At 59.1% G+C, this 21,257-nt stretch carries 16 protein-coding genes; 7 read left to right on the forward strand and 9 right to left on the reverse strand.

Annotation, left to right across the window (positions count from 1 at the left end; genetic code table 11):
* Window positions 1–106 precede the first annotated feature (106 nt).
* The 4 genes from ileS to FAES_RS16755 all read left to right on the forward strand — a co-directional run bounded on the left by ileS (window position 107) and on the right by FAES_RS16755 (window position 8,121).
* Window positions 107–3,583: an isoleucine--tRNA ligase gene (ileS, locus tag FAES_RS16740; protein WP_041259072.1), complete on the forward strand. Its 3,477-nt coding sequence runs from the start codon at window positions 107–109 to the stop codon at window positions 3,581–3,583.
* Window positions 3,584–3,831: 248 nt separating this feature from the next.
* On the forward strand, window positions 3,832–6,162 hold the full coding sequence (locus tag FAES_RS16745; protein WP_015332420.1) for a T9SS type A sorting domain-containing protein: 2,331 nt from the start codon (window positions 3,832–3,834) through the stop codon (window positions 6,160–6,162).
* Between the two features lie 303 nt (window positions 6,163–6,465).
* A complete protein-coding gene (locus tag FAES_RS16750; protein ID WP_041258007.1) occupies window positions 6,466–7,086 on the forward strand; it encodes an RNA-binding domain-containing protein in 621 nt (206 codons plus the stop codon).
* 111 nt (window positions 7,087–7,197) lie between these two features.
* Window positions 7,198–8,121 carry an EamA family transporter gene (locus FAES_RS16755; RefSeq protein ID WP_015332422.1) on the forward strand — a complete coding sequence of 308 codons (924 nt, stop codon included), beginning with the start codon at window positions 7,198–7,200 and terminating at the stop codon, window positions 8,119–8,121.
* Window positions 8,122–8,124: 3 nt separating this feature from the next.
* Here the strand turns inward: FAES_RS16755 and FAES_RS16760 are convergent, their stop codons facing one another.
* Window positions 8,125–8,739 (reverse strand): deoxynucleoside kinase, encoded by a 615-nt coding sequence (locus FAES_RS16760; protein ID WP_015332423.1) that lies wholly within the window; start codon window positions 8,737–8,739, stop codon window positions 8,125–8,127.
* Window positions 8,740–8,980: 241 nt separating this feature from the next.
* Here FAES_RS16760 and FAES_RS16765 point away from each other — a divergent pair, with 241 nt between their 5' ends.
* On the forward strand, window positions 8,981–9,904 hold the full coding sequence (locus FAES_RS16765; protein ID WP_015332424.1) for a sugar phosphate isomerase/epimerase family protein: 924 nt from the start codon (window positions 8,981–8,983) through the stop codon (window positions 9,902–9,904).
* 2 nt (window positions 9,905–9,906) lie between these two features.
* Here FAES_RS16765 and FAES_RS16770 read toward each other — a convergent pair whose 3' ends face one another.
* The 5 genes from FAES_RS16770 to FAES_RS16790 form a co-directional block, all read right to left on the reverse strand.
* Window positions 9,907–12,813, reverse strand: a complete 2,907-nt coding sequence (locus tag FAES_RS16770; protein WP_015332425.1) for a carboxypeptidase-like regulatory domain-containing protein — start codon at window positions 12,811–12,813, stop codon at window positions 9,907–9,909.
* A 57-nt stretch (window positions 12,814–12,870) separates the two neighbouring features.
* A complete protein-coding gene (locus FAES_RS16775) occupies window positions 12,871–14,070 on the reverse strand; it encodes a vWA domain-containing protein (RefSeq protein ID WP_015332426.1) in 1,200 nt (399 codons plus the stop codon).
* A gap of 157 nt (window positions 14,071–14,227) precedes the next feature.
* Window positions 14,228–15,058 (reverse strand): AAA family ATPase, encoded by an 831-nt coding sequence (locus FAES_RS16780; protein WP_015332427.1) that lies wholly within the window; start codon window positions 15,056–15,058, stop codon window positions 14,228–14,230.
* A gap of 119 nt (window positions 15,059–15,177) precedes the next feature.
* Window positions 15,178–15,738, reverse strand: a complete 561-nt coding sequence (locus FAES_RS16785; RefSeq protein WP_015332428.1) for a hypothetical protein — start codon at window positions 15,736–15,738, stop codon at window positions 15,178–15,180.
* Between the two features lie 121 nt (window positions 15,739–15,859).
* Window positions 15,860–17,083, reverse strand: a complete 1,224-nt coding sequence (locus FAES_RS16790) for a M28 family peptidase (RefSeq protein WP_015332429.1) — start codon at window positions 17,081–17,083, stop codon at window positions 15,860–15,862.
* 39 nt (window positions 17,084–17,122) lie between these two features.
* On the opposite strand from FAES_RS16790, the gene FAES_RS16795 reads away from it, so the two are divergent.
* A complete protein-coding gene (locus FAES_RS16795; protein WP_015332430.1) occupies window positions 17,123–18,139 on the forward strand; it encodes a glycosyltransferase family 2 protein in 1,017 nt (338 codons plus the stop codon).
* The gene (locus FAES_RS16800; RefSeq protein WP_015332431.1) at window positions 18,100–18,888 is read left to right on the forward strand and encodes a polysaccharide deacetylase family protein; all 789 of its coding nucleotides are present in this window, start codon (window positions 18,100–18,102) and stop codon (window positions 18,886–18,888) included. Before FAES_RS16795 ends, FAES_RS16800 begins: the two co-directional genes overlap by 40 nt.
* Window positions 18,889–19,008: 120 nt before the next feature.
* On the opposite strand, the gene FAES_RS16805 is transcribed toward FAES_RS16800, so the two are convergent.
* From FAES_RS16805 to FAES_RS16815, 3 genes are all read right to left on the reverse strand, one after another.
* Window positions 19,009–19,326, reverse strand: coding sequence for a DciA family protein (locus tag FAES_RS16805; protein ID WP_015332432.1), 318 nt, complete (start codon window positions 19,324–19,326; stop codon window positions 19,009–19,011).
* Window positions 19,327–19,515: 189 nt separating this feature from the next.
* Window positions 19,516–20,379, reverse strand: coding sequence for a hypothetical protein (locus tag FAES_RS16810; RefSeq protein WP_015332433.1), 864 nt, complete (start codon window positions 20,377–20,379; stop codon window positions 19,516–19,518).
* Window positions 20,380–20,489: 110 nt separating this feature from the next.
* A complete protein-coding gene (locus FAES_RS16815; protein WP_015332434.1) occupies window positions 20,490–21,251 on the reverse strand; it encodes a LytR/AlgR family response regulator transcription factor in 762 nt (253 codons plus the stop codon).
* Window positions 21,252–21,257 lie beyond the last annotated feature (6 nt).

A 21,257-nucleotide genomic window follows, 5' to 3' on the forward strand; every position in this document is an offset into this window, starting at 1 on the left:
GCATTGGGTGGACGACAACAGCCCGCCCGGAAACCTATACGGTTGCGAAAACCTTATCAGGTTGAACTATGCCGTATCTTTGCGGCCTGACATTCCCGTTTGCACCGTGCTTTATAACGAATACAAAAATCTGGATTATGCCCGGGTGGCCGATGACGTGCTGGCGCACTGGAAACGGACCCGTGCGTTCGAACAGTCGGTGGCGATCCGCGACGGACAACCCACATTTACCTTTTACGAAGGGCCACCATCGGCCAACGGGATGCCTGGCATTCACCACGTGATGGCCCGGACCATTAAAGACATTTTCTGCCGTTACAAAACCCTGCGGGGCTTTCAGGTAAACCGCAAGGGCGGCTGGGACACCCACGGCCTGCCCATCGAATTGCAGGTCGAGAAGGAACTCGGCATCACCAAAGACGACATCGGCAAAAGCATCAGCGTTGAGGAATACAACCAGAAATGCCGCGAGGCGGTCATGAAATTCACCGACCGGTGGAACGACCTGACCGAGCGCATGGGCTACTGGGTCGACCTCGACAATCCCTATGTTACCTACCGCAACGAGTACATCGAGTCGATCTGGTGGCTGCTGAAACAGCTCTACGACAAGGGGTTACTCTACAAAGGCTATACCATTCAGCCGTTTTCGCCCAAAGCGGGTACGGGCCTCAGTTCGCACGAACTGAACATGCCCGGTACGTATAAGGACGTGAAAGACACGACCATCGTGGCGCAGTTCAAGGTGAAACCCAACGGTAAGTCGGGCTTCCTGTTCTTCGACTCGAGCGATGCCGACGTGTACATCCTGGCCTGGACCACCACGCCCTGGACGCTGCCCGCCAACTCGGCCCTCACGGTCGGCGCCAACATCGACTACGTGCTGGTGAAAACCATCAACCCCTACACGCATCAGCTGGTGCATGTGGTGCTGGCCAAAGCGCTGGTGAGTCGCTGGTTCAACGAGAAAAGCCGCGTGGAGAGCCCCGACAGTGCGGCGGCGTTTGATGCCTACCTGCCCACCGACAAAACGCAGCCCTGGGCGCTGGTGTCGGAGTTTAAAGGCAAGGACCTAGAGGGCATCGAGTATGAGCAGTTGATGCCGTACGTGCAGCCCACCGAAGGCAAGGCCTTCCGGGTGATTCTGGGCGATTTTGTTACCACCGAAGACGGTACGGGCGTCGTGCACACCTCCCCGACGTTCGGGGCCGATGACTTCCGGGTAGCGCAGCAGAATGGCGTACCGGCGATCATGGTGAAGGACGACACCGGCAAGGACGTACCTGTGGTGGATCGGCAGGGCCGGTTTGTGAACGAGATCACCGACTTCGCCGGGCGGTACGTGAAGGAAGAATATTACAGCGACGAGGAGCGCGCCGACCCGGATTTCCGGCCCACCGACGTGTTGATCGCCATCAAGCTGAAAGAAGAAAACAAGGCGTTTCGGGTCGAGAAGTACGAACACCCCTACCCGCACTGCTGGCGTACCGACAAGCCCATTCTGTACTACCCGCTCGATAGCTGGTTTATCCGCACGACGGCCGTAAAAGACCGGCTGGTGGAACTGAACAAAACCATCAACTGGCAACCCGAAAGCACGGGCACGGGTCGGTTTGGCAACTGGCTCGAAAACCTCGTCGACTGGAACCTCAGCCGCAGCCGCTACTGGGGCACGCCCCTGCCGATCTGGCGCAGCGAGTCGGCCGTTGGCGGTCGCCACGAGGAAGTATGCATTGGCTCGGTAGCCGAGTTGCTGGAATACGTACAACAGGCGCAGCAATCCGACGTGCTGACCGACGACCAACGGGCTAAAAACGAGGCCTTCCTGGCAGCGCACGCGGCGGGGACGTTCGATCTGCATCGCCCTTACTCCGACGAGATCTACTTCGTGTCGCCGTCGGGGCAGTTGATGCAGCGCGAGCCCGACCTGATCGACGTGTGGTTCGACTCGGGCGCGATGCCCTACGCGCAGTGGCATTATCCGTTCGAAAACAAAGACGTATTTGACCAAGCCTTCCCGGCCGATTTCATCTCGGAAGGCGTCGATCAGACGCGGGGCTGGTTCTTTACGCTTCACGCCATCGCGGGCATGCTGTTCGACTCGGTTGCGTTCAAAAACGTGGTCTCGACGGGCCTGGTGCTCGACAAGAACGGCAACAAAATGTCGAAGCGGCTGGGTAACGCCATCGATCCGTTCGCGACGTTGAGTCAATACGGCCCCGACGCCACGCGCTGGTACATGATCACCAACGCCGAGCCCTGGGACAACCTCAAATTCAACCTCGACGGCATCGTGGAGGTGCAGCGCCGCTTCTTCGGGACGCTCACCAACACCTACAATTTCTTCGCCCTGTACGCCAACCTCGACGGGTACCAAATCGAGTCGGCCGATCGCCGCATCCCGCGCGAGCAGCTGCCCGAGATGGACCGCTGGATTCTGTCGAAGCTGAACACGCTGATCAAAGAAGTCACCGAGCAGTTTGACATCTACAACCCCACGAAAGCGGGGCGGCTGGTGCAGGATTTCGTCAACGATCAGTTGTCAAACTGGTACGTGCGGCTGTGTCGACGGCGTTTCTGGACCGGTGCCTCCGCCGATGGTGAGCTGACCGCCGACAAACGCGGCGCCTACCAAACGCTGCACCACTGCCTCTCGACAGTAGCGCAACTGATGTCGCCCATCGCCCCATTCTACGCCGATTGGCTATACCGCAACCTGACGGGCCGGTCGGACGATCAAACCGCTACGCCAGCCACTGGCAGCGAAGCGGGCGCGGATGCGTTCTTCCAGCACGATTCGGTGCACTTTACCGATTGGATCGCCGCCGACGACACCTGGATCGACACCGATCTGGAAACGTCGATGGCGCTGGCGCAGCAGATCAGTTCGATGGTCCACGGCCTGCGCAAAGGGCACAAACTGAAGGTGCGTCAACCCCTGTCGCGTCTGATGATCCCGGTACTGACGCCCGACACGCGGCGGCAAATCGAGCACGTCGCCCCGATTATCCAGAGCGAAGTGAACGTGAAGGCGGTGGAATTTGTCGACGACGCCAGCGGCATCCTGACGAAGAAAGTGAAGCCCAACTTCAAGGCGCTCGGCCCCAAGTTTGGCAAGCAGATGAAAGAGGTAGCGGCTGCCATTACCGGCATGACGGGCGACCAACTGGCCGAACTGGAACGTACCCAGACGATTGATCTGGGTGGTTTCACGATTGCCCTCACCGACGTGGAAATACTGACGGAAGACATCCCCGGCTGGGTGGTGGCCGCCGACGGCCCGCTGACGGTAGCCCTCGACGTGAACCTGACCGACGAACTGCGCCGCGAAGGCATCGCCCGCGACGTGGTGAACCGGATTCAGAACCTGCGCAAAGACCAGCAGTTTGAGGTAACCGACAAGATTCGGATTCAGTTGGAACGTAACGACGACCTGCTGGCTGCCGCCGTGGAAGCCAACAAAGCGTACATTCAGCAGGAAGTGCAGGCCGTGGCGCTCGATCTGGTCACGGGCCTCAACGGCTCGTCTGTCGAGATCGAGATGGACGAGTTCGTGCTGAAAGTCGTCGTGGAGAAAGCATAAGGTGCGTTTGATGTTTACCAGTTAACGTTGGCTGACGCATTCTTTTCTCGCGCTGGTTAACGTTAACCGGTAAATATCAAACGGTTAACCAAAATCTGGCACGGCATTTGCTACTTATTGCGTACCCATATTTGTGATTGCCAACAGCCTCAAAGAGTACATACATACTAGATCAATAAGCCCGAGCCGCCCTGCGACCGGGCTTTTTTGTTTGTTGTACCTTTGCCACATCCTTACACGCCCAAGTGATGAACGCTACACTACGTTTTGCCCTCGTTGTCCTATTCTTCGTCGCTCCGTGGTGGGGTGTGGCCCAAACCATCGTGCGCGGGCCTTACCTGCAAAACGTAACGCCAACGAGCATCGTGGTCCGCTGGCGCACCGATCAGCCCACCGACAGCCGGGTCCGGTTTGGCGATAACCTTGCCCGGCAGGCAACCGACGGCCAGTCAACCACCGAGCACGTAGTGACCATCACGGGCCTGCAACCCGCCACGCGTTACGGGTACGTGGTGGGTACGTCGGCAACCGATTTGCTCACGCCCGACGCCTCCTATTTTTTCACTACGTCCCCCGCCCCCACGTCGGTGGCGCCGGTGCGGCTGTGGGTGCTGGGTGATTTCGGGACGGGCTCGGAACGGCAGAAACAGGCTACCGAATCGTTTGTCGAAGCCAGCAAAACCCGCCGACCCGACCTGTGGGTGTGGCTGGGCGACAATGCCTACTCCAGCGGCACTGACAACGAGTACCAGCGCTATGTCTTCGACTATTACCCAACGTACCTGCGCAACCTGCCCGCGGTAGCGACCCCCGGCAACCACGACTACCACGACGACAACAACGACTTCAACGTACCCTACTACGCGCTGACCAGCCATCCGCAGCGCGGCGAGGCGGGGGGCGTGCCGTCGGGATCAGCGTCGTATTATTCGCTCGATTACGGGCCGGTGCACCTGATTTCGCTCGATTCGTTTGGCAATGAAGCGGGTAAGCACCGCATCTGGGACACCACCGGCACCCAGATTCAGTGGCTTAAGCGCGACCTTGCCGCCAACAAAAAGCCCTGGACGGTCATCTTCTTCCATCACCCGCCCTATACCCAGGGCTCGCGCAACGCCGATACCGAGCAGGACCTGATCCTGAACCGCGAACGCCTGACGCCCATTTTTGAGCGCTACAACGTCGATCTGGTGCTGAGCGGCCATAGCCACGTCTACGAACGTACCTACCAGATTCGCGGGCATCGGGGCCTGTCGACTACCTTCGACAAACGGACCATGGCTGTCGACAGCAGCACGGGGCGCTACGACGGGTCGGCCAACTCCTGCCCGATTCTGCCCGCCAAAGGCAGCGTCGTGTACGTCGTGAATGGGTCGGGCGGGGCCAATACCGGGCGGGCACCCAATTACCCCCACAAAGCGATGGTGTATAGCTATACCGACGAGGGCGGCTCGATGCTGATCGACGTGGCCGAGAACCGGCTCGATGCCCAGTGGGTGGCCCCCAGCGGCGTGAAAGACCGGTTTACAATGGTCAAAAACGTAAACCGCCGCCAGACGCTGGCAGTAGAATATGGCGATACGCTGGCCCTGACGGCCTCCTGGACGGGCGCCAGCGTGCCGGGCAACGGGCAGGCAGCCACTTACACCTGGTCGAATGGGCAAACGGGCCGCACCATCCGCACGGTCAATCAGTCGGGTACGTTCCGGGTTACCGACGGGCGGGGCTGTCTGGCCGATGAGTACGCCGTGCAGGTAGGCGCGCGCCCCCGGCTGTCGGTGTCGCTCACCTCGACCGGGGCTGTTTGCGCGGGAGGCTCGCTGGCGGTTACTACCACCATCGAAAATACCACCAAGAGCGCCGGGCAAGTCGAGTTGCAACTCTCCGACGCGGCGGGCAATTTCACGGCGCCCACGGTGCTGGGTACGTTCCCACTGACCAAGAATCAGACCGTCACACTACCCGCCACACTCAGCGCGGGCAGCGGCTATCGGCTGCGGCTGGTATCACGTGGGTTGCCCTACGCCGACGTGGTGGCCAGTTCGTCGTTTGCCCTCCTGAAAGCGGCTACGGCAACCGTCATCGGTTCGGCTTCGGTAGTGGCGGGCCAACCGGCTTCGGTCACGCTCAACCTCAGCGGTTCGTCGCCCTGGCGCGGTAGCTTTTCCGATGGCACTACGTTCTCGGCAACGGCCAGCCCCGCCGTCGTCGCGTTTCCGGCACCCCGCCCCGGCTCAATCACCCTCAGCAGTATCAGTAATGAGTGTGGACCAGGCACCGTCCTCAACAGCAATGCCGTAACGGTGCTGTTACCCACCCCCACGGAGCCCATCATCGACGATCTTCTGCGCGTTTACCCGAACCCCAGCAACGGCGATACTTGGGTTGAATTCCTCATAGATAGCCCGAACCCGGTACAGCTACGCGTACTAACGGTCACTGGCTCAGAGGTAAGCAACCAAGTACTCCCTAACGTTACTAGAAATAAGAAATTAAATATCCGTAGTAATCTTACCGGTATTTATCTTCTACAAGTTGTTTTCAATGAACAGACCAAAACATACAAAATAGTAAGGTAGTTACTTAGTAGAAATACATAAATTTTAATTTGGTAAAACTAACATGTCTTAATACGTTTGATACGTCACTTACGTAGTTGGCCTCGCTTACCTGTAGTCAACAACTTGGTGGCGCCCTATCAACGCTTATCCAACTATTTCTTACTATCCAAATGATGCAGGCCTGCTTTGAGCCCTATGCTCAGAGCAGGCCTGACTCTGTTTTTCGTGGCTACCCGGTTTGGCTGTGGGTTGCGCCGATGGTCGATGGATCGGGCAACACAACCGGCCTTCGTTTATGGTTATCTATCCAAACCTTATCCAATGAAGCGATTAGCACCCTACTTAGAGCAGGGCGAAGGTATTCAGATTGAATACAAACGCACGTTATCCAGCGCTTATCGCATTGCCCGGACCCTTGCGGCCTTTGCCAACACCTCGGGTGGTACCATCCTGATCGGCGTTGATGACGACGGCCGAGCGGTGGGTATCGACTCCGAATACCGGGAAATGCAGATTATTGAACGCGCCACTGATTTTTTGATCGAGCCGCCGCTGTCGGTCGCTTATGAGATCGTCAGGCACGAGGGGCGCAATGTGCTGCTGGTGACCGTGCCCGAAAGCGACGAAAAACCCCACACGGCGGTCAACGAGCATAACGAACGCACGATCTACGTGCGTCAACGCGACAAATCGGTGCCGACGCAGCGCCTGTTGATCGATGACAACGAGGTCAATCAGCAACTGTTGCAGACGACAATGGTGAAGAACCTGCTTCAGTTTTTGCGCAAGAGCGACAGCATCACGGCGGCCCGGCTCGCCAAGCTGGTTAACATCTCTACGTACCGCGCCAACAAACTGCTGCACGACCTCACCCGGCAGGGGGTGCTCCTGATGGTCGACAAGCCACGACCAGCGCATTTCTCACTCAAGAAAGACGGCTAGTTTTCTTTTTTCAAGGAAAACTATAAGCCTGTTCATAGCCAACGAGCCAACGCTCCGGATACTGCTACTTTTGCAGGGTCGATATTCGCCAACAGAGTATCATCGATCAGCATGACTATTGATTCGCCCCGTTCCGACGTCAGGCAGCCCGACCGCGTTCAGTTGTGGTCGGCTTTAGGGGCCGTGTACCTGCTTTGGGGGTCAACCTACCTGTTTATCCACTTCATGACCGAGCAGATGCCCCCGCTCTACATGGCGTCGGTTCGGTACCTGGTCTCGGGGAGCCTGCTCTACGGGTATGCCCGGCTGACGGGCAGCAAACGCCCAACGCGGCAGCATTGGCAGTCGACGGCGCTGATTGGCTTTTTCCTGCTGACGATCGCCAACGGCGCGCTGACGATCGCCGTGCAATACATCCCGACGGGCATGGCGGCGCTGCTGGGGGGGCTTTTGCCCATCTTTCTGCTGATCCTGAACTGGCTCTGGTTTGGCCGGGTTCGGCCCACGACGCTGTCGCTGCTGGGCGTCGGGGTGGGCGTCGTTGGCATTTACCTGCTTATCAAGCCCGACCGGCTCGTGAGTACGGGCGGGGTACACGCCAACCTGATCGGCACCTCGCTGGTGGCGGCGGGCAATCTGTCGTGGGCCGTGGGTACGTTACTCACGCCCCGACTGCCGCAACCCGGTCAAACGCTGGCCAGCGGCATGCAGATGCTGCTAGGCGGTTTTTTCCTGTTGATTATCAGCCTTCTCACCGAGCCCGTCGGCGTGTTCAGCATTCTGATTGCGCCAACCAAAGCGCTGTGGTCGGTGTTGTACCTGGTTATTTTTGGCAGCATCATCGGCTTCTCGTCCTATGCCTGGCTGGCCCGCAACGCTACGCCCTCGCTTCTGTCGACCTACGCCTTCGTGAACCCGGTGGTGGCGGTTTTGCTGGGCGTTCTGTTTGCCGGTGAGGTCTTCTCGGGCCGGTCGCTGCTGGGGGCCGGCGTAGCGCTGATCGGCGTGGTGCTGCTCACGCTGGGGCGCAAATAATGCCTACGCCTTCACGGCCAATTGCCGATCGATGAGCCCGATCACGTGTTGCAGATCGTCGGGATTGTTGGCGTAGTCCAGCTCGTTCACGTCGATCACCAGCAACTCGCCTGCCTGGTAGTGCTCGGCAAACTGGTCATACAGCAGGTTCAGGCTTTGCAGGTACGCCGGGCTCATCGCCTGCTCGAAATCGCGCCCCCGTTTTTTGATCTGCCCAATCAGCTTCGGCAAATCGGCACGCAGGTAGATCATCAGATCGGGCGGGCGCACCAGACTCAGCATGTTATCGAACAACGACCGGTACGTGTCGTAGTCGCGGGGCACCATCAGGTCGGTGTCGTAGAGGTTCTTGGCGAAGATGTAGGCGTCTTCGTAGATGGTCCGGTCCTGGATCACGCTTCGCCCCGACTCACGGATTTTCTGTACCTGCTCAAACCGGCTGTTCAGAAAATAGATCTGTAAGTGAAACGACCAACGAGCCATGTCGCCGTAAAAATCAGCGAGATACGGGTTGCCTTCCACGGCTTCGTAGAGCACATCCCAGCCATAATGGGCCGCTAACTGTTGGGCGAGGGTCGTTTTCCCGGCGCCGATATTTCCGGTAATCGCAATGTGCATGAACGCGAATGAAGTTGATGGATCCGTTAGACGGCCTCAAAAATCCGGTATCGGCACCGTTTTGCCAACACAAAGCGGGACAATCTTTTTGGCTAGGTACCGTTAGCCGACCCTATGTAAAGGGGCCCCGGCGGCGGGCAGTTGGGTTGGAGTTGACCTAAATACCGTCGTAAGTCGGCTAAAGCCGTGAACTTTAGGGGTTAGTTGCCTTTTACAGGCAGATCACGATTCGCCTCCTGTCATGAACCCGTCGCGCCGCCAGTTTATAACGTCTCTCACGCTGGGTACTGCTGCCCTCGCCACCGCGCCGTCGCTGGTGCAGTCAGCTGTTGCCGCCCCGCTGCCCCTTTCCTGTAATTCGTATTCGTGGCTGACGTTCTACGAGCGGGCGGGTAAACAATGGATGAACGACCCCGATGCGTCGATGCGGGATTTTGTGGCTTCGGGCTTTACGGCCTACGAACCCAGCCTCGATTCGCCCGCCGCGGCGAAGACGCTGGCCCCATTGCTGAAAACATACGGGCTAACGATGCCGTCTATCTACGTCAATAGCTCGCTGCACAACCGGGCCGAGGCCGACACGTCGATTGCGACGGCGCTGGCGATTGCGGATGCCGTGAAACCCCTCGGGACACGCCTCATCGTGACGAATCCCAACCCCATCAAGTGGGGGTCAGCCGAGAACAAATCCGACGCGCAACTCGACGAACAACTGCGCAACCTCGACCGGTTGGGGGCAGCCCTGCGGCAGCGCGGGCTTACGCTGGCCTACCATACGCACGCGCCCGAACACCGCGCCGCCGCCCGCGAATTTCACCATATGATGCTCGGCAGCAACCCCGACCACGTAAAGCTGTGCCTCGATGCCCACTGGGTGTACCGGGGCTCTGAAAATTCGCAGGTCGCGCTGTTCGACGTGGTAAAGCTATACGGCAAACGCATCGCCTCGATGCACGTCCGGCAGTCGAACGGGGGCATCTGGGCGGAGACCTTCTCCCCCACCGGCGACATCGACTATAACCAGCTGATGGCGACCATTAGGCAACTGGGCGTCAGGCCGTTGGTCGTGCTCGAACAATGCCTTGAGAAAGGATCGCCCAACACCCTGGATGGGGTAGCGGCGCATAAAGCCGATCTGGCGGTGGCCCGTCGGGTCTTTGTCTAAGCTCAGTGCGACCCGCCCACCGACAGCGTTTGCACGCACGATACCGGCAACCCCGCATCGGTCACGCCCTGTAGCGTCAGCCGGAGGGTTCGGACGGCCGGAGCCACCTCGATCGGGATGGTGAGCTGCCCAAAGGCGTCGGTGGTAGCGAGCGGTAGCCAGGCGAGTACGTCGCGGCGGACGCCGGGTACGTTGGTCCAGGTCGAGGGGGCGGTCGGGTTGGCGTAGCCCCGCAGCGTGTGGCGACTCACGCCCTTCACCGAAGCGCCCTCGCGGGTGGTTTTAGAATAAAAGGCCAGCACACCCCGCGCGGCGTTGGCCCCGTAGATCGCCGCCACCGATCCCGATTTGAGCACCTCGATCCGTTCGATGTTGGCGGGCGAAAAAGCCAGCAGTTGCGTACCATCGGTATCGTCGATGGGAAAGCCATCCATCAGAAACAACGGATTTTGCATCGTCGCCTCGACCGTGGTTTTTGGCGGTGGTGGCGCCCCGAAGCCCGTTTGCACTGGCACAGCCGCGTTCAGGATCGACCACGTACCTGGAAATTTCACCGAATAGCTCACCCGCCCGTTGGCCAGGACCTGTTCCACCCTGACCGAGGGTACTTTAGCCTGAATAAGCAAATACAGATTGGCCACATCCGGGCTATCGTCGGTCAGCACGATTGTCTGATCGACCCGGTCGTGCAGGCTGCGCAGTTGTACGTCGGCGGGGCGGTCGTCGAATGACCGGCGGGCCCGAACGGCCACTTCGTTCAATTGGCGGGCTTCGGCCTGTCGATAAGCCGCCGGGTCAGCTTGTTGCCGCTGCCAACCCGCTTCGATCATCGACCGCCATTGCGTGAAGTACCGGGCGGCATCAGGCAAAACGGGCAACGTACCTGGCGACTCGGCCTGAGCACGAAACGATACCCGCGCTTCGATGGGTTTCCCGCGCCGGTTGGCTACCCGCACCACAGCCTGTGTCGTATCGGGCAGATCGAGCTGCTCGACCGTAAACGCCCCTGTTTGATCGGTTTGCGCCACCCGCATCTGCACGGCGGCCCCGCCCGTGGCAAAGAAAGTCACGTTATACGGCGGCTTTTCCGAGCTGATCACCGTGCCGTGCAGCGTGATATCGGGTTTTACGGCGTTCGCGCTGAGTGGTTGCTTGTTGGCGAGCGCAAGTTGGGCGAAAAAGTCTGGCCCAAGCGAATCGGGCGGTATCCCATCGGCATCGGTCACGGCCACCGATAGGCGGGCAAACACGGAACGGCCCTGGTCATCCTGTAGGGCTATACTGAGCGATCGGGTGGGCTCACTGGTGGCAGTCCCCAACGTAGCCGTCGCGACGATCCGCTTTGGCGGCGCTACGGCGTTCACGATCCAGCGGCGGCGGTCGGGCTGGCTCGTTGGTGGCGGGTTGCCGGGTACGTTGGGTTGCGTACCGTTCACCACCAGGATGGGTCGCTCAAAGGCGGGTTGTTGGCGATTGGCCCCGGTATAGGCCCGAAGCCAGTACGTACCCGTTGCCAGCGTATCCGACAGCCGGAACGTACCCACCGTGCGCCCTTCCCGCACTGGCAGCCATTGGTGCTGTACCAGTGTCTGTCGGTCTGACCATATAGCCACGCTCAGCGCCGGGCCCACCGCCGCCGTATCAATCTGCCGCGACCGGCCGTCAAGCACGTACCCACTCAGCGACAGCCGGTCGCCGGTGAGGTAAAGCGGTTTGTCGATATGCAGCAACACGGCTGGCCCGCCATGGGTCGCTTTGTCCGCAGTGGGGAGCGGGGTTGAGGCGGCTACTGAATCGCGGCGGGGCTCGACCGGACGTTGCCAGTCGTCGGGCAGGGCGGCGGCGAGGCGATCGTCGCTGAGGTAGCCAACCGCGTCAAAGCCACGCGGTGCCGTGATGGCCCCCGCCGTAGTGAAGCCGAGCGTTTTTTGCGGCAATACCAGCTTCGAGAAAGCATAGGGTGCATCGCGGTAGGGCGAATTGCGGGGATTGTAGCGGGTGTAAAACACTTCCAGCGGGCTCATACTGACCAGCCAGCGCTCGTGAGGTTGCGCACCGGGCAGCACCAGCGTGCTCAACTCAATAGGCTTCAGATGCCGCCCCAGTTCCGTGCCCAGCGTCGGCGGCGGGTTTTCAGGAAGTGGGCGGTCGGGATTGGTTTGGTAGACCAAAAACCCTTCTTTCTCGTGGGTCCCGGCGGCCAGGCTCGCCAGCAGGTGCCGCAGCGACCCACGGTAGGCGACCTCCCGGTTGCGCTGCCAGGTAGCGGCCTGCCTGGGCGAGTCGGGCTGGAGTTCGCTGAAAAGCGTGGTACCGCCAAACACCACCCGCCCGGTCTGGTTCTGACTGCGGAAGCCCAGCAGCGTATACTGCATCCGAAACCCCAGCGCCCGGTTGTCGATGACGAGCGGTGCACTCGCCGTAGCCGTGAGCGTGCCGTTGGATTCGCTGAAACTCAGCACTTCCGGGTTGGTGATGGTGCATTTACCCGCAAACGGCGACGTACCCAGCAGGTCGCGTTTGAACCGGTCCAGCTGCCCCTCCCACTGGCGATCTTTCCCGGCCTTCACGACCACGTCGCTCAGCAGGTTGGTCATGGGAAAGAGCGTGATCTCGAGCAGGCGCGGCCGGACTTCCTTGACATCGATGGTCTTTCGTTCGGCTGTGAACCCAGTGTACGAGACGACCAGTTCAGTCGTGCCGAAGGGAACGTCGGGCAGCGTGAACAGGCCTTTTTCGTCGGTATTAGTACCGCGCGTAGTGCTGTTGATATATACCGACGCAAACGGCAGGGGTTCCCCCGTCGTGGCGTTGGTAATTTTGCCCGTTAGGGTAGCGCGTTGGGCGGGTTGGGCCTGCGTGAAAACGGGTAAGCAGCACAGGCAGAGAAGCCAGCGAAGGGTGGTCATGACGGTCGGGACACGGTAAGGAACAGCAACTTACGGTAATTCCCCGAACCGTTATCTTCAAAACGTCACCTTCGGATTTTTGAGCGATTTCATGGCCTGCCCCAGCCCACCGAGCGTCAGCGGAAACATGCGGTTACCGGCCCAGTCGCGGATGAGGTTCGTGCTGTTGGTGTACGACCAGTAACCCGCAGGGGTGGGGTTCAGCCAGACCAAATGCGGGTACTGCGCCTTGAACCGGTCGAGCCAGACGAGGCCCGCCTCCTCATTGTAATGCTCAACGCTCCCGCGCGGCTGCGTGAGTTCGTAGGGAGCCATGGCGGCGTCGCCCACGAAGATCACCTTGTACTCCCGGTTGTATTTGTGCAGCACCTCCCAGGTCGGGATGCGGTCGCGGCGACGCGTGTTGTCTTTCCAGAGCGTTTCGTACACGCAGTTGTGGAAATACAGAAATTCGAGGTGTTTGAACTGGTAACGGGCCGCCGAAAATAGCTGGTTACACAGGTCGATGTGTTCGTCCATCGAGCCACCCACGTCGAACAGCAGCAACACCTTGACCCGGTTTTGCCGCGACGGTTGCAGCTTCACATCCAGATAACCGCCGTTGCGGCTGGTTTCGGCGATGGTCTCGTCGATATCCAGCTCGTCGGGTGCTCCTTCGCGCGTCAGGATCCGCAGGCGGCGCAGGGCCATCTTCATGTTGCGGGTGTTCAGCTCCACCCCATCGTCCAGGTTTTTGTAGTCGCGGTGCTCCCAGACCTTGGTAGCCCGGCGGTTGCCCCCCGACTCGGTGAGCGTTTGGCCTAGCTTAAATCCTTCCGGCGCGTAACCCGTGTTGCCAAAGGGCGACGTACCGCCCGTACCGATCCATTTACTGCCACCTTCGTGCCGCTCCTGCTGCTCATCGAGCAGGTCCCGCAGGCGGGCATACAGGGTATCGAGGCCACCGGCGGCATCCAGGGCCGCTTTTTCGTCGTCGGTCAGGTTCTGCGCCAGCGCATCACTTAGCCAGGCGGGCGGCACCTCGGGCAGCGCGCCCCTCGTCACCGTCGACGTACCGGATACCCACTCGCCAAACACCCGGTCGAACAGGTCGAGGTGCTGCTCGTGCTTAACCAGCGTGGTCTTGCTGAGGTAATAAAAATCGTCGATGGTGGTGCCGCCCACGTCGCTCCGCAACGCTTCCAGCAGCGTCAGGTATTCCGACAGCGTCACCGGCAACGCCTGTTGCCGCAGCAGGAGGAAGAAAGTGAGAAACATAAGTTAATGAATAATGGACAATGCACGATGAACAATGTATAATGCACGATGTACAATGCACAATGACCCCGTATGACTACAAAACTGGCCGAAGGATACTGCACCGTTCATTGTACATTATACATTGTTCATTATTCATTGTCCATTATCCATTCCCTTACTTCCTGCCCCGGAGGGCGGCGAGCAGGTCGGCGTCCTGTTCGTTTTTGAGGAGGGCACCGAGGTAGGGGGGCACTTCGCGCAGGTTTTCGAGGTCGGTGAGGTCATCGTGCGTGACGCCCGCCACCATCAGCAGCCGAATCCAGTCGATGAGTTCGCTCGTCGAGGGTTTCTTTTTTAAGGCCTTTACGTCGCGGATTCCGTAGAACACCGACAACGCCTTGGCCATCAGTTCGCCCGGCAGTTTCGGAAAATGCACGTCGACGATCTGCTGCATCGTGGCGCGGTCGGGAAACCGGATGTAGTGAAAAAAGCAGCGGCGCAGAAAGGCGTCGGGGAGTTCTTTCTCGTTGTTCGAGGTGATGATCACCACCGGCCGGTGCCGCGCCCGGATCGTCTGCCGCAGTTCGTAGCAATAGAAGTCCATGCGGTCGAGTTCCTGCAACAGATCGTTGGGAAATTCAATGTCGGCCTTGTCGATTTCGTCGATCAGCAGCACCGCCGACTCGTCGGTTTCGAAGGCCTCCCAGAGTTTGCCTTTTTTGATGTAAGCGGCCAGATCGCCTACGTCGCGGTCGCCCAGTTGCGAGTCGCGGAGGCGCGAGACGGCATCGTATTCGTAGAGGCCCTGCTGCGCCGTGGTGGTCGATTTGACGTGCCAGGTAAACAGCGGTTTGTTGAGCGCCCGTGCCACCTCAAAGGCCAGCAGCGTTTTGCCGGTGCCGGGTTCGCCCTTGATCAGCAGTGGCTTCTGCAACTGAATGGCGGCATTGACGGCCACGCTCAACTCGCGGGTGGCCACGTAGGCGTCGGTTCCCTGGAACTGCATTGGAGTTAAGTTCAATGTCCAAAGTCCAACGTTCAAAGCCGATAGCGCAAACGGACGTCTACACACCTGCCACGTTGGACCTGCAGCGGACCGCCTGGACCTTGGACATTGAACGCTAATTACTCTTCCTCGTCGCTCGAAAACGAGTAGAGCGTTTGATCGAGGCGGAGGGTGTTTTCGTTAAATTGACTGATGAATTGTTCGATGACGTCGTCGGTGATGTCTTCGGTGTTGAGGCAGACGTCGATGCCGATGCCGTATTCAAAGCCCCGGTCGAGTTCGACGTGTTCTTTTACTTTAACGGCTTCGGTGTCTTCCAGTTCTTCGATGAGTTCGGTCAGTACTTCCTCGACTTCCTCTTCCTTTTCGGTGTCGATGCGGTAGCCGGGGGCGCGCTCTTCGGGAGGCTGATAGCCAGGGTACGTCTTCTTCACCTGATCAACGGCCATTTCATAGACCATGCTGCTGTGGTGCAACCGCAACGTATAGATGAGTCCGTCAAAAATTACCTCCTGCCCATCATCTTTTCCAACGAATTGGATGTGAGCACACTCGCCCGACTCCAGCACGTCCAGTTCGTCGTCTTCAACGTAGACAAACGAACGCCCGGTCTGTCGGCACTCATCTTTTAGTGCATTGATTTCGTCGGGTCGATACCCGTCATTCTTATACGTGGCCATTTGTGTAGATACAGTTTAGGATCTGGCGACATAAAATGGAGACTAACTAGCTGTAAGTCAATCACTAGTAACATCGAAGCCTTTCATGCCAACCGCCGAACCTGCTGAATAATGTCCTAAGTTACGGATTTCGCGCGTCATGCCACACGCGCACCACGGCTTCGGCGAAGTCAATGGCCGTGTTCATGGGGGTCTCATCGACGGCGGCCAGTACATCATCGGGGCGGTGAATGCGGGGCATGCTGCCATCGGGCGCCAGCGCGCACAGGGCCAGCGTGGGTACGTTGCCCCCCCGCACAAACCACGCGCTGTCGAAGTCGGCGGTATGCCAGCGACCCGTCTGGGTACGTTCCCGGAAGGCCGCCGTGGCCGTCAATTGCCGGGCCAGTTGAGTGAGCGCATTGTCGTAGCGCAACACCTCTACGGTTCCCGTTTGCTCAACGACGGTGAGCTTACCCGCGCCGAGCGTGTCGAAATTGATCACGATGGTTTGTTGGCCGTTCAGGGGCCACTTAGGGCGATTTTTCTGGGCGTAGGCCAGCGAACCCAGCATCCCGGCCTCTTCGGCGGAGGGCAACAGCACTTCCACCAGCAGGCCGGGCAATTCACCCGCCAGGCTCGCCCGTTGCAGCCGGTCGGCGGTTTCGATGGCGGCGACCACACCCGTTGCATTATCGCTCGCCCCATTGGTGTAGCCCCGCGTCCAGTACCCGATACTGCCCATCACGGCCTGCGCGATGAGGTACAGCGCCACCAGCCCAACACCCCAGGTTACCCAGCCGGGCCACCCCGCCGCCACGTACACCACCAGCAAGGCTACGCCCAGCGTCATGATCGCGAGCGACAGCATCAGCGACGCCCGAAACGACCGCTGCTGCCTGGGGCTGTACAGCGCCGACACCGGGGCCGTATCATAATGCGCCATCAGCACCACGTGCGTCCTGACCGGCTCAGCGTCGGGGCGGGGCCAGCGGGCCACCACGTTGAGGGCCGTGTGCTGCACCGGCCAGCGGCTGATGAGCGTGGGGCGCCAGTTGAAATACAGCCAGGCCTGAACCAGAAAAAAGAGGGCCACCACCAACCCAATCTGCTGGAGCAAAAAGCCCGCGCTCATCGCCAGACCCATACCCGCCAACAGCCCGCCGATGAGCCAATACACGATGGTCACGTAGGTTTTTGGCGTCTGGAAGGGCTCCAGGCGGGCCGTGGCGCCGCGTTCCGTCAGGGCGTCGGCCAGCAGTTGGGCCGCGGCGCGTTCGTTGGCCGTGGCGGCGCCCCGATGCGGAAATTGACAAAGTGCCGCCAACAGGAAATTTGTCGATCGGGCTGAGGGGGATTTAATCATAAGCAAGTGTATCTTTACGAAAAAATACGCATCTTTTTAATGTCTTTTCTACTCGTGCCGAACCTGATCAGCCTTGTTGTGCCGGCTTTCAATGAGCAGGAGAACCTGCCTGTTCTGGTGGAGCGGTTGCGCGCCGTTATGAGCACGCTCAGTGATCCGGCGACCGACCGGCCGGTTGCTTACGAGATCCTGATCGTCGACGATGGGAGCACCGATCGCACCAAAGCGGTGCTGCGGCAATTAAGCATGCGTTACAACGAAGTACGCTTTATTTCCTTCTCGCGCAACTTCGGGCATCAGGTAGCGTTGCGGGCGGGCTATGAACACGCCCGTGGGATTTGCGCAATCAGCCTCGACGCCGATTTGCAACACCCGCCCGAACTGATTCCGACGCTGGTGAAGAAGTGGCGCGAGGGATTCGACGTGGTGTATACGGTGCGGCATCAGGACCCGAATTTACCCTGGAAAAAGCGATTTACCTCCCGTAATTTCTACCGGCTTTTGCGAGCTGCCTCCGACCTGGAACTCGAAGATGGCGCCGCTGATTTCCGATTGCTCGACCGGAAAGTACTCAATGTCTTGAAGCAACATCAGGAGAACGATCTGTTTGTGCGGGGCATGATTTCATGGATGGGTTTTCGGCAGTGTCGCATTGAGTATGAGCCCGCTGCCCGGTTTGCCGGTACGACTAAATACTCGTTTAAGAAGATGTTACAGCTGGCGATGATGGGCATTACTTCGTTCAGCACCAAGCCGCTGTATATCTCCGTTGTGGTTGGTTTGTGCATGGCGCTCTTCTCGTCGCTCTTCGGATTGGAAGTTTTGTACGAGTATTTTTTCACGAACGCCACGGTGTCGGGTTGGACCACGCTGGTCCTGCTGGTTGTGCTTATCGGCGGCGTTCAGTTTATCGTCATCGGTATTATGGGCGTATATTTGGGCAAAACCTTCATCGAGGTGAAACGTCGCCCGCCTTACATCATTGGCGATTCGAGTGAGATCGAGGAAATTATCCAATGGCAAGTACCCAACCCCGCCGCATTCTCTTCACAGTAGACGTCGAAGAATTTGATACCGCCGTCGAATTTGGCCACACCATTCCGCTGAGCGAACAGATTGCCGTCTCGACCCGGGGCCTTCGCCTGCTGACCGAGCGGTTCGACGCGCTCGACGCCCGCACGACGCTGTTCACCACGGCCAATTACGCGCTGCACGAGCCCGCGTTGATGAAGCAACTGGCCCAACGGCACGAGGTTGCTTCGCACGGCTATTACCATACGACCTTCGAACCGGCCGACCTGGGTACGTCGAAACAGGCGCTGGAAACGTTACTGGGCAAACCCGTTCGGGGCTTCCGGCGGGCGCGCATGGGCGAGACCAACCCCGATGATCTGATCGCCGCCGGGTACGTCTACAACTCGTCGCTGCACCCGACGTTTATACCGGGCCGTTATAACCATTGGGGCGAACCCCGCCTGCCGTTCAAGGAGAAAACGATCTGGCAGATTCCCGCTTCGGTCACGCCCAATCTGCGGTTACCACTTTTCTGGCTGAGCCTCAAAAACTTCCCGTTTGCCATCTACAAACAGCTTTGCTTGCAGACCCTCAAGGCCGACGGGTTCGTGAATCTGTATGTGCACCCCTGGGAGTTTACCGACCTGGCGCAGTATGAGAAGATTCCAACCTACGTGAAGCGGCATTCGCGCCACGACCTCCTCGACCGCGTAGAGGCCCTGCTGCGCTACCTGCGCGCCGAAGGGGGCGAGTACCAGACAATGGACGAGTTTGTAACCGGGTTGGTGTAGGGCTTCGCTGTCATTGATGGTCATTCATTGTCATTGGTGGTCATTCATAGTCATTCGTTGTCATGGATCGTTTTTTAACAATGAATGACTAAGAATGACCATCAATGACAACCAATGCCCCTAAATAAAAATCACATCCGTGATGACTTCGGAGCCGATCTCTTTATTGACGAGTTGAATGACTTTCTGCTTGGCGTTGACCAGTTCGTTGCGCAGGGGTGCCGATGACAGTTCGATGTACAGCACGCTGTCGCGAACATAGAGGCGGGTGGTGCGGGAGGCGATCGTTTGGCCCATCATACGCCCCCAAAAGGCTTCCAGGTACGTTTCGTTGAACCGGCCGCGCAGTTTATAGACCTGGAGCAGCTTGTCAAAGGCTTCTTTGACGGTCGTCGTGCCAGGCTGTCGCGATGTGGGCGAAATGTACTTATTGGTCATGGAATGGAGGGGCCGTTCAGTTGGATAACGACAAAGTTAAACGCCTAGTCACGTAACCCCTCGGTTACCAGCAAACATTTTTTAGCGGTGACAAATCGGGGGCGTGGCGACAGGCGGGAAAGTCGGTAACGAACAGAAGGCGGGAGTTGGCCAGTCGGTTTCGGGTTGCTTACGTGCGCTAAAAAAGGACTATCCAGACTCGGCACTCCCTTTCTTCGCTGACTTTCCAGCCTTGTCAACCGCCTGTTCGGGCTTCGCTTTCTTATACACCTCGTCGAACGCCTCACCCGCGGCCAGTTGCCGAACGAACGGTAACAAGGGCGGCTGTTTTTCGGTAGCCAGCCAGCGGGCGACCTCGCGGCCGGCGGCCAGGTAGGCCAGCATCACCCGGCCATAGTTGCCGTAGAAAAAATCGCGGGTCGTTTCGAGGGCGGGCAGGGTCGGCACAAACTGCGGATGCTGGGCCATGAGGCCGCGGGTGCGGTACCGCCACTCGGCATCGTAGTCGGCAAACCGAATGGCGGGGTCGTTGGTTGGGCTCGTGAAGCGGTAGTCGACCATCAGCGCGAGCCCTTCGTTGAACCACTGCGGTACCTGCCGTTTGATGGTCAGCCAGCCGAGGCGGGCAAAAAGCTCATCATGGCACAGCTCGTGGGCCATCACGTCGGGGCTGTTGCCCTCGGGGCCGAGTACCAGAAAGGAGGTGCCCCAGGGTAGGCCGATACTGCAACCGGCGCCTTCGCCCCCCGAACAGTAGCGCGCATATTGCGCCTGCGTGGGGCAGTAGATAAGCACCGCCCGCCCCTGCCGGCTCCCCCAGAAACGGCCAATCCGCTGGGTGGCTACGTCGAGGTGGCGCACCAGCACGGCCCGCTGCCGGGGGGTGGCGTCGTTGCTGACGTAGACGGTATGCTGTTGGTGCTGAAAGGCCGTAAAATCGTCGGCGTAGCGGATGGTCAGGCAGCGCCGGAGCGTCGGAAAGGCGAACACCAGACTGATCGGCAGGGCAATCAGAAAGGACACAAACCACCTTAGCAATGCGGAACGGCGCATGAAAACGAGTTTACAGTTGGCAGTTTAAGCGGTTCAGTTGGCAGACCGACGAGTCGCGTCCGGGCTGACAATGAAGCAAAAAACTGTACACTGCTAACTGCATACTGCTTTCAAAGTTCCATTAACTGACGGACATTGTCGGCGTAGGTGCTGCCGGTGGTGAGGCGGGTTTGTTTGCTGTCGTTGAGCGTCAACACGTATTTCCCGTCGAAATGCTTCTGGAACTCCCGAATCCGGTGGCGATTAACGATGACCGCCCGGCTGATGCGGACAAACGAGTCGGGTAGTTTTTCGTCGAGGCTCGCGATGGTGTAGGTGGTGAGGAATTTCTGGCCGTCGTGGGTAGCCAGGAACACGTATTTCTCTTCGGCTTCGAAAAACGCGATCTCGGCCAGCGGAATCAGGCGAATCTTATCGCCGGTCTTGACCGAGATGGAGAAGATCTCTTTTTTCGGCTTCATCTGTTCCAGCAGGCGGGCTAGGTTATCGGTGTAGGGGTTAGACGCGGCCTGATCATGACTCCGCAGCAGCCTGATTTTCTGCACGGTACGCTCCAGCCGGTCGGCCTCGATGGGCTTCAGCAGGTAATCGACCGAGTTTTCCTCGAAGGCCCGAATGGCGTACTGGTCGTAGGCGGTGGCGAATACCACCAGCGGCATGTAGGATAGTCGGCCCAGCATCTCGAAGCCGTTCAGCAGAGGCATTTCGATATCCAGAAAAATAACATCAGGCCGCTGGGCCTCGATCATCGCCAGCCCTTCGGCGCCGTTGGTGGCCTCGCCGATAATGGTAAAGGTGTCGGTATGTTTGGTCAGGAGCCGACGCAGGCGGCTGATCGCCAGGGGTTCATCATCAATCAGGAGGGCAGTCATACGTAG

Source organism: Fibrella aestuarina BUZ 2, assembly GCF_000331105.1.
Lineage (GTDB): Bacteria > Bacteroidota > Bacteroidia > Cytophagales > Spirosomataceae > Fibrella > Fibrella aestuarina.

Excerpts from the sequence above, each read along its gene's own strand:
- FAES_RS16810 (WP_015332433.1), bottom strand. The coding sequence starts at position 20,379 with ATGCGCCGTTCCGCATTGCTAAGGTGGTTTGTGTCCTTTCTGATTGCC.
- FAES_RS16745 (WP_015332420.1), top strand. The coding sequence starts at position 3,832 with ATGAACGCTACACTACGTTTTGCCCTCGTTGTCCTATTCTTCGTCGCT.
- FAES_RS16790 (WP_015332429.1), bottom strand. The coding sequence starts at position 17,083 with ATGATTAAATCCCCCTCAGCCCGATCGACAAATTTCCTGTTGGCGGCA.
- FAES_RS16760 (WP_015332423.1), bottom strand. The coding sequence starts at position 8,739 with ATGCACATTGCGATTACCGGAAATATCGGCGCCGGGAAAACGACCCTC.
- FAES_RS16775 (WP_015332426.1), bottom strand. The coding sequence starts at position 14,070 with ATGTTTCTCACTTTCTTCCTCCTGCTGCGGCAACAGGCGTTGCCGGTG.
- FAES_RS16780 (WP_015332427.1), bottom strand. The coding sequence starts at position 15,058 with ATGCAGTTCCAGGGAACCGACGCCTACGTGGCCACCCGCGAGTTGAGC.
- FAES_RS16795 (WP_015332430.1), top strand. The coding sequence starts at position 17,123 with ATGTCTTTTCTACTCGTGCCGAACCTGATCAGCCTTGTTGTGCCGGCT.
- FAES_RS16755 (WP_015332422.1), top strand. The coding sequence starts at position 7,198 with ATGACTATTGATTCGCCCCGTTCCGACGTCAGGCAGCCCGACCGCGTT.
- FAES_RS16785 (WP_015332428.1), bottom strand. The coding sequence starts at position 15,738 with ATGGCCACGTATAAGAATGACGGGTATCGACCCGACGAAATCAATGCA.
- FAES_RS16765 (WP_015332424.1), top strand. The coding sequence starts at position 8,981 with ATGAACCCGTCGCGCCGCCAGTTTATAACGTCTCTCACGCTGGGTACT.
- FAES_RS16815 (WP_015332434.1), bottom strand. The coding sequence starts at position 21,251 with ATGACTGCCCTCCTGATTGATGATGAACCCCTGGCGATCAGCCGCCTG.
- FAES_RS16750 (WP_041258007.1), top strand. The coding sequence starts at position 6,466 with ATGAAGCGATTAGCACCCTACTTAGAGCAGGGCGAAGGTATTCAGATT.
- FAES_RS16805 (WP_015332432.1), bottom strand. The coding sequence starts at position 19,326 with ATGACCAATAAGTACATTTCGCCCACATCGCGACAGCCTGGCACGACG.
- FAES_RS16800 (WP_015332431.1), top strand. The coding sequence starts at position 18,100 with ATGGCAAGTACCCAACCCCGCCGCATTCTCTTCACAGTAGACGTCGAA.
- FAES_RS16770 (WP_015332425.1), bottom strand. The coding sequence starts at position 12,813 with ATGACCACCCTTCGCTGGCTTCTCTGCCTGTGCTGCTTACCCGTTTTC.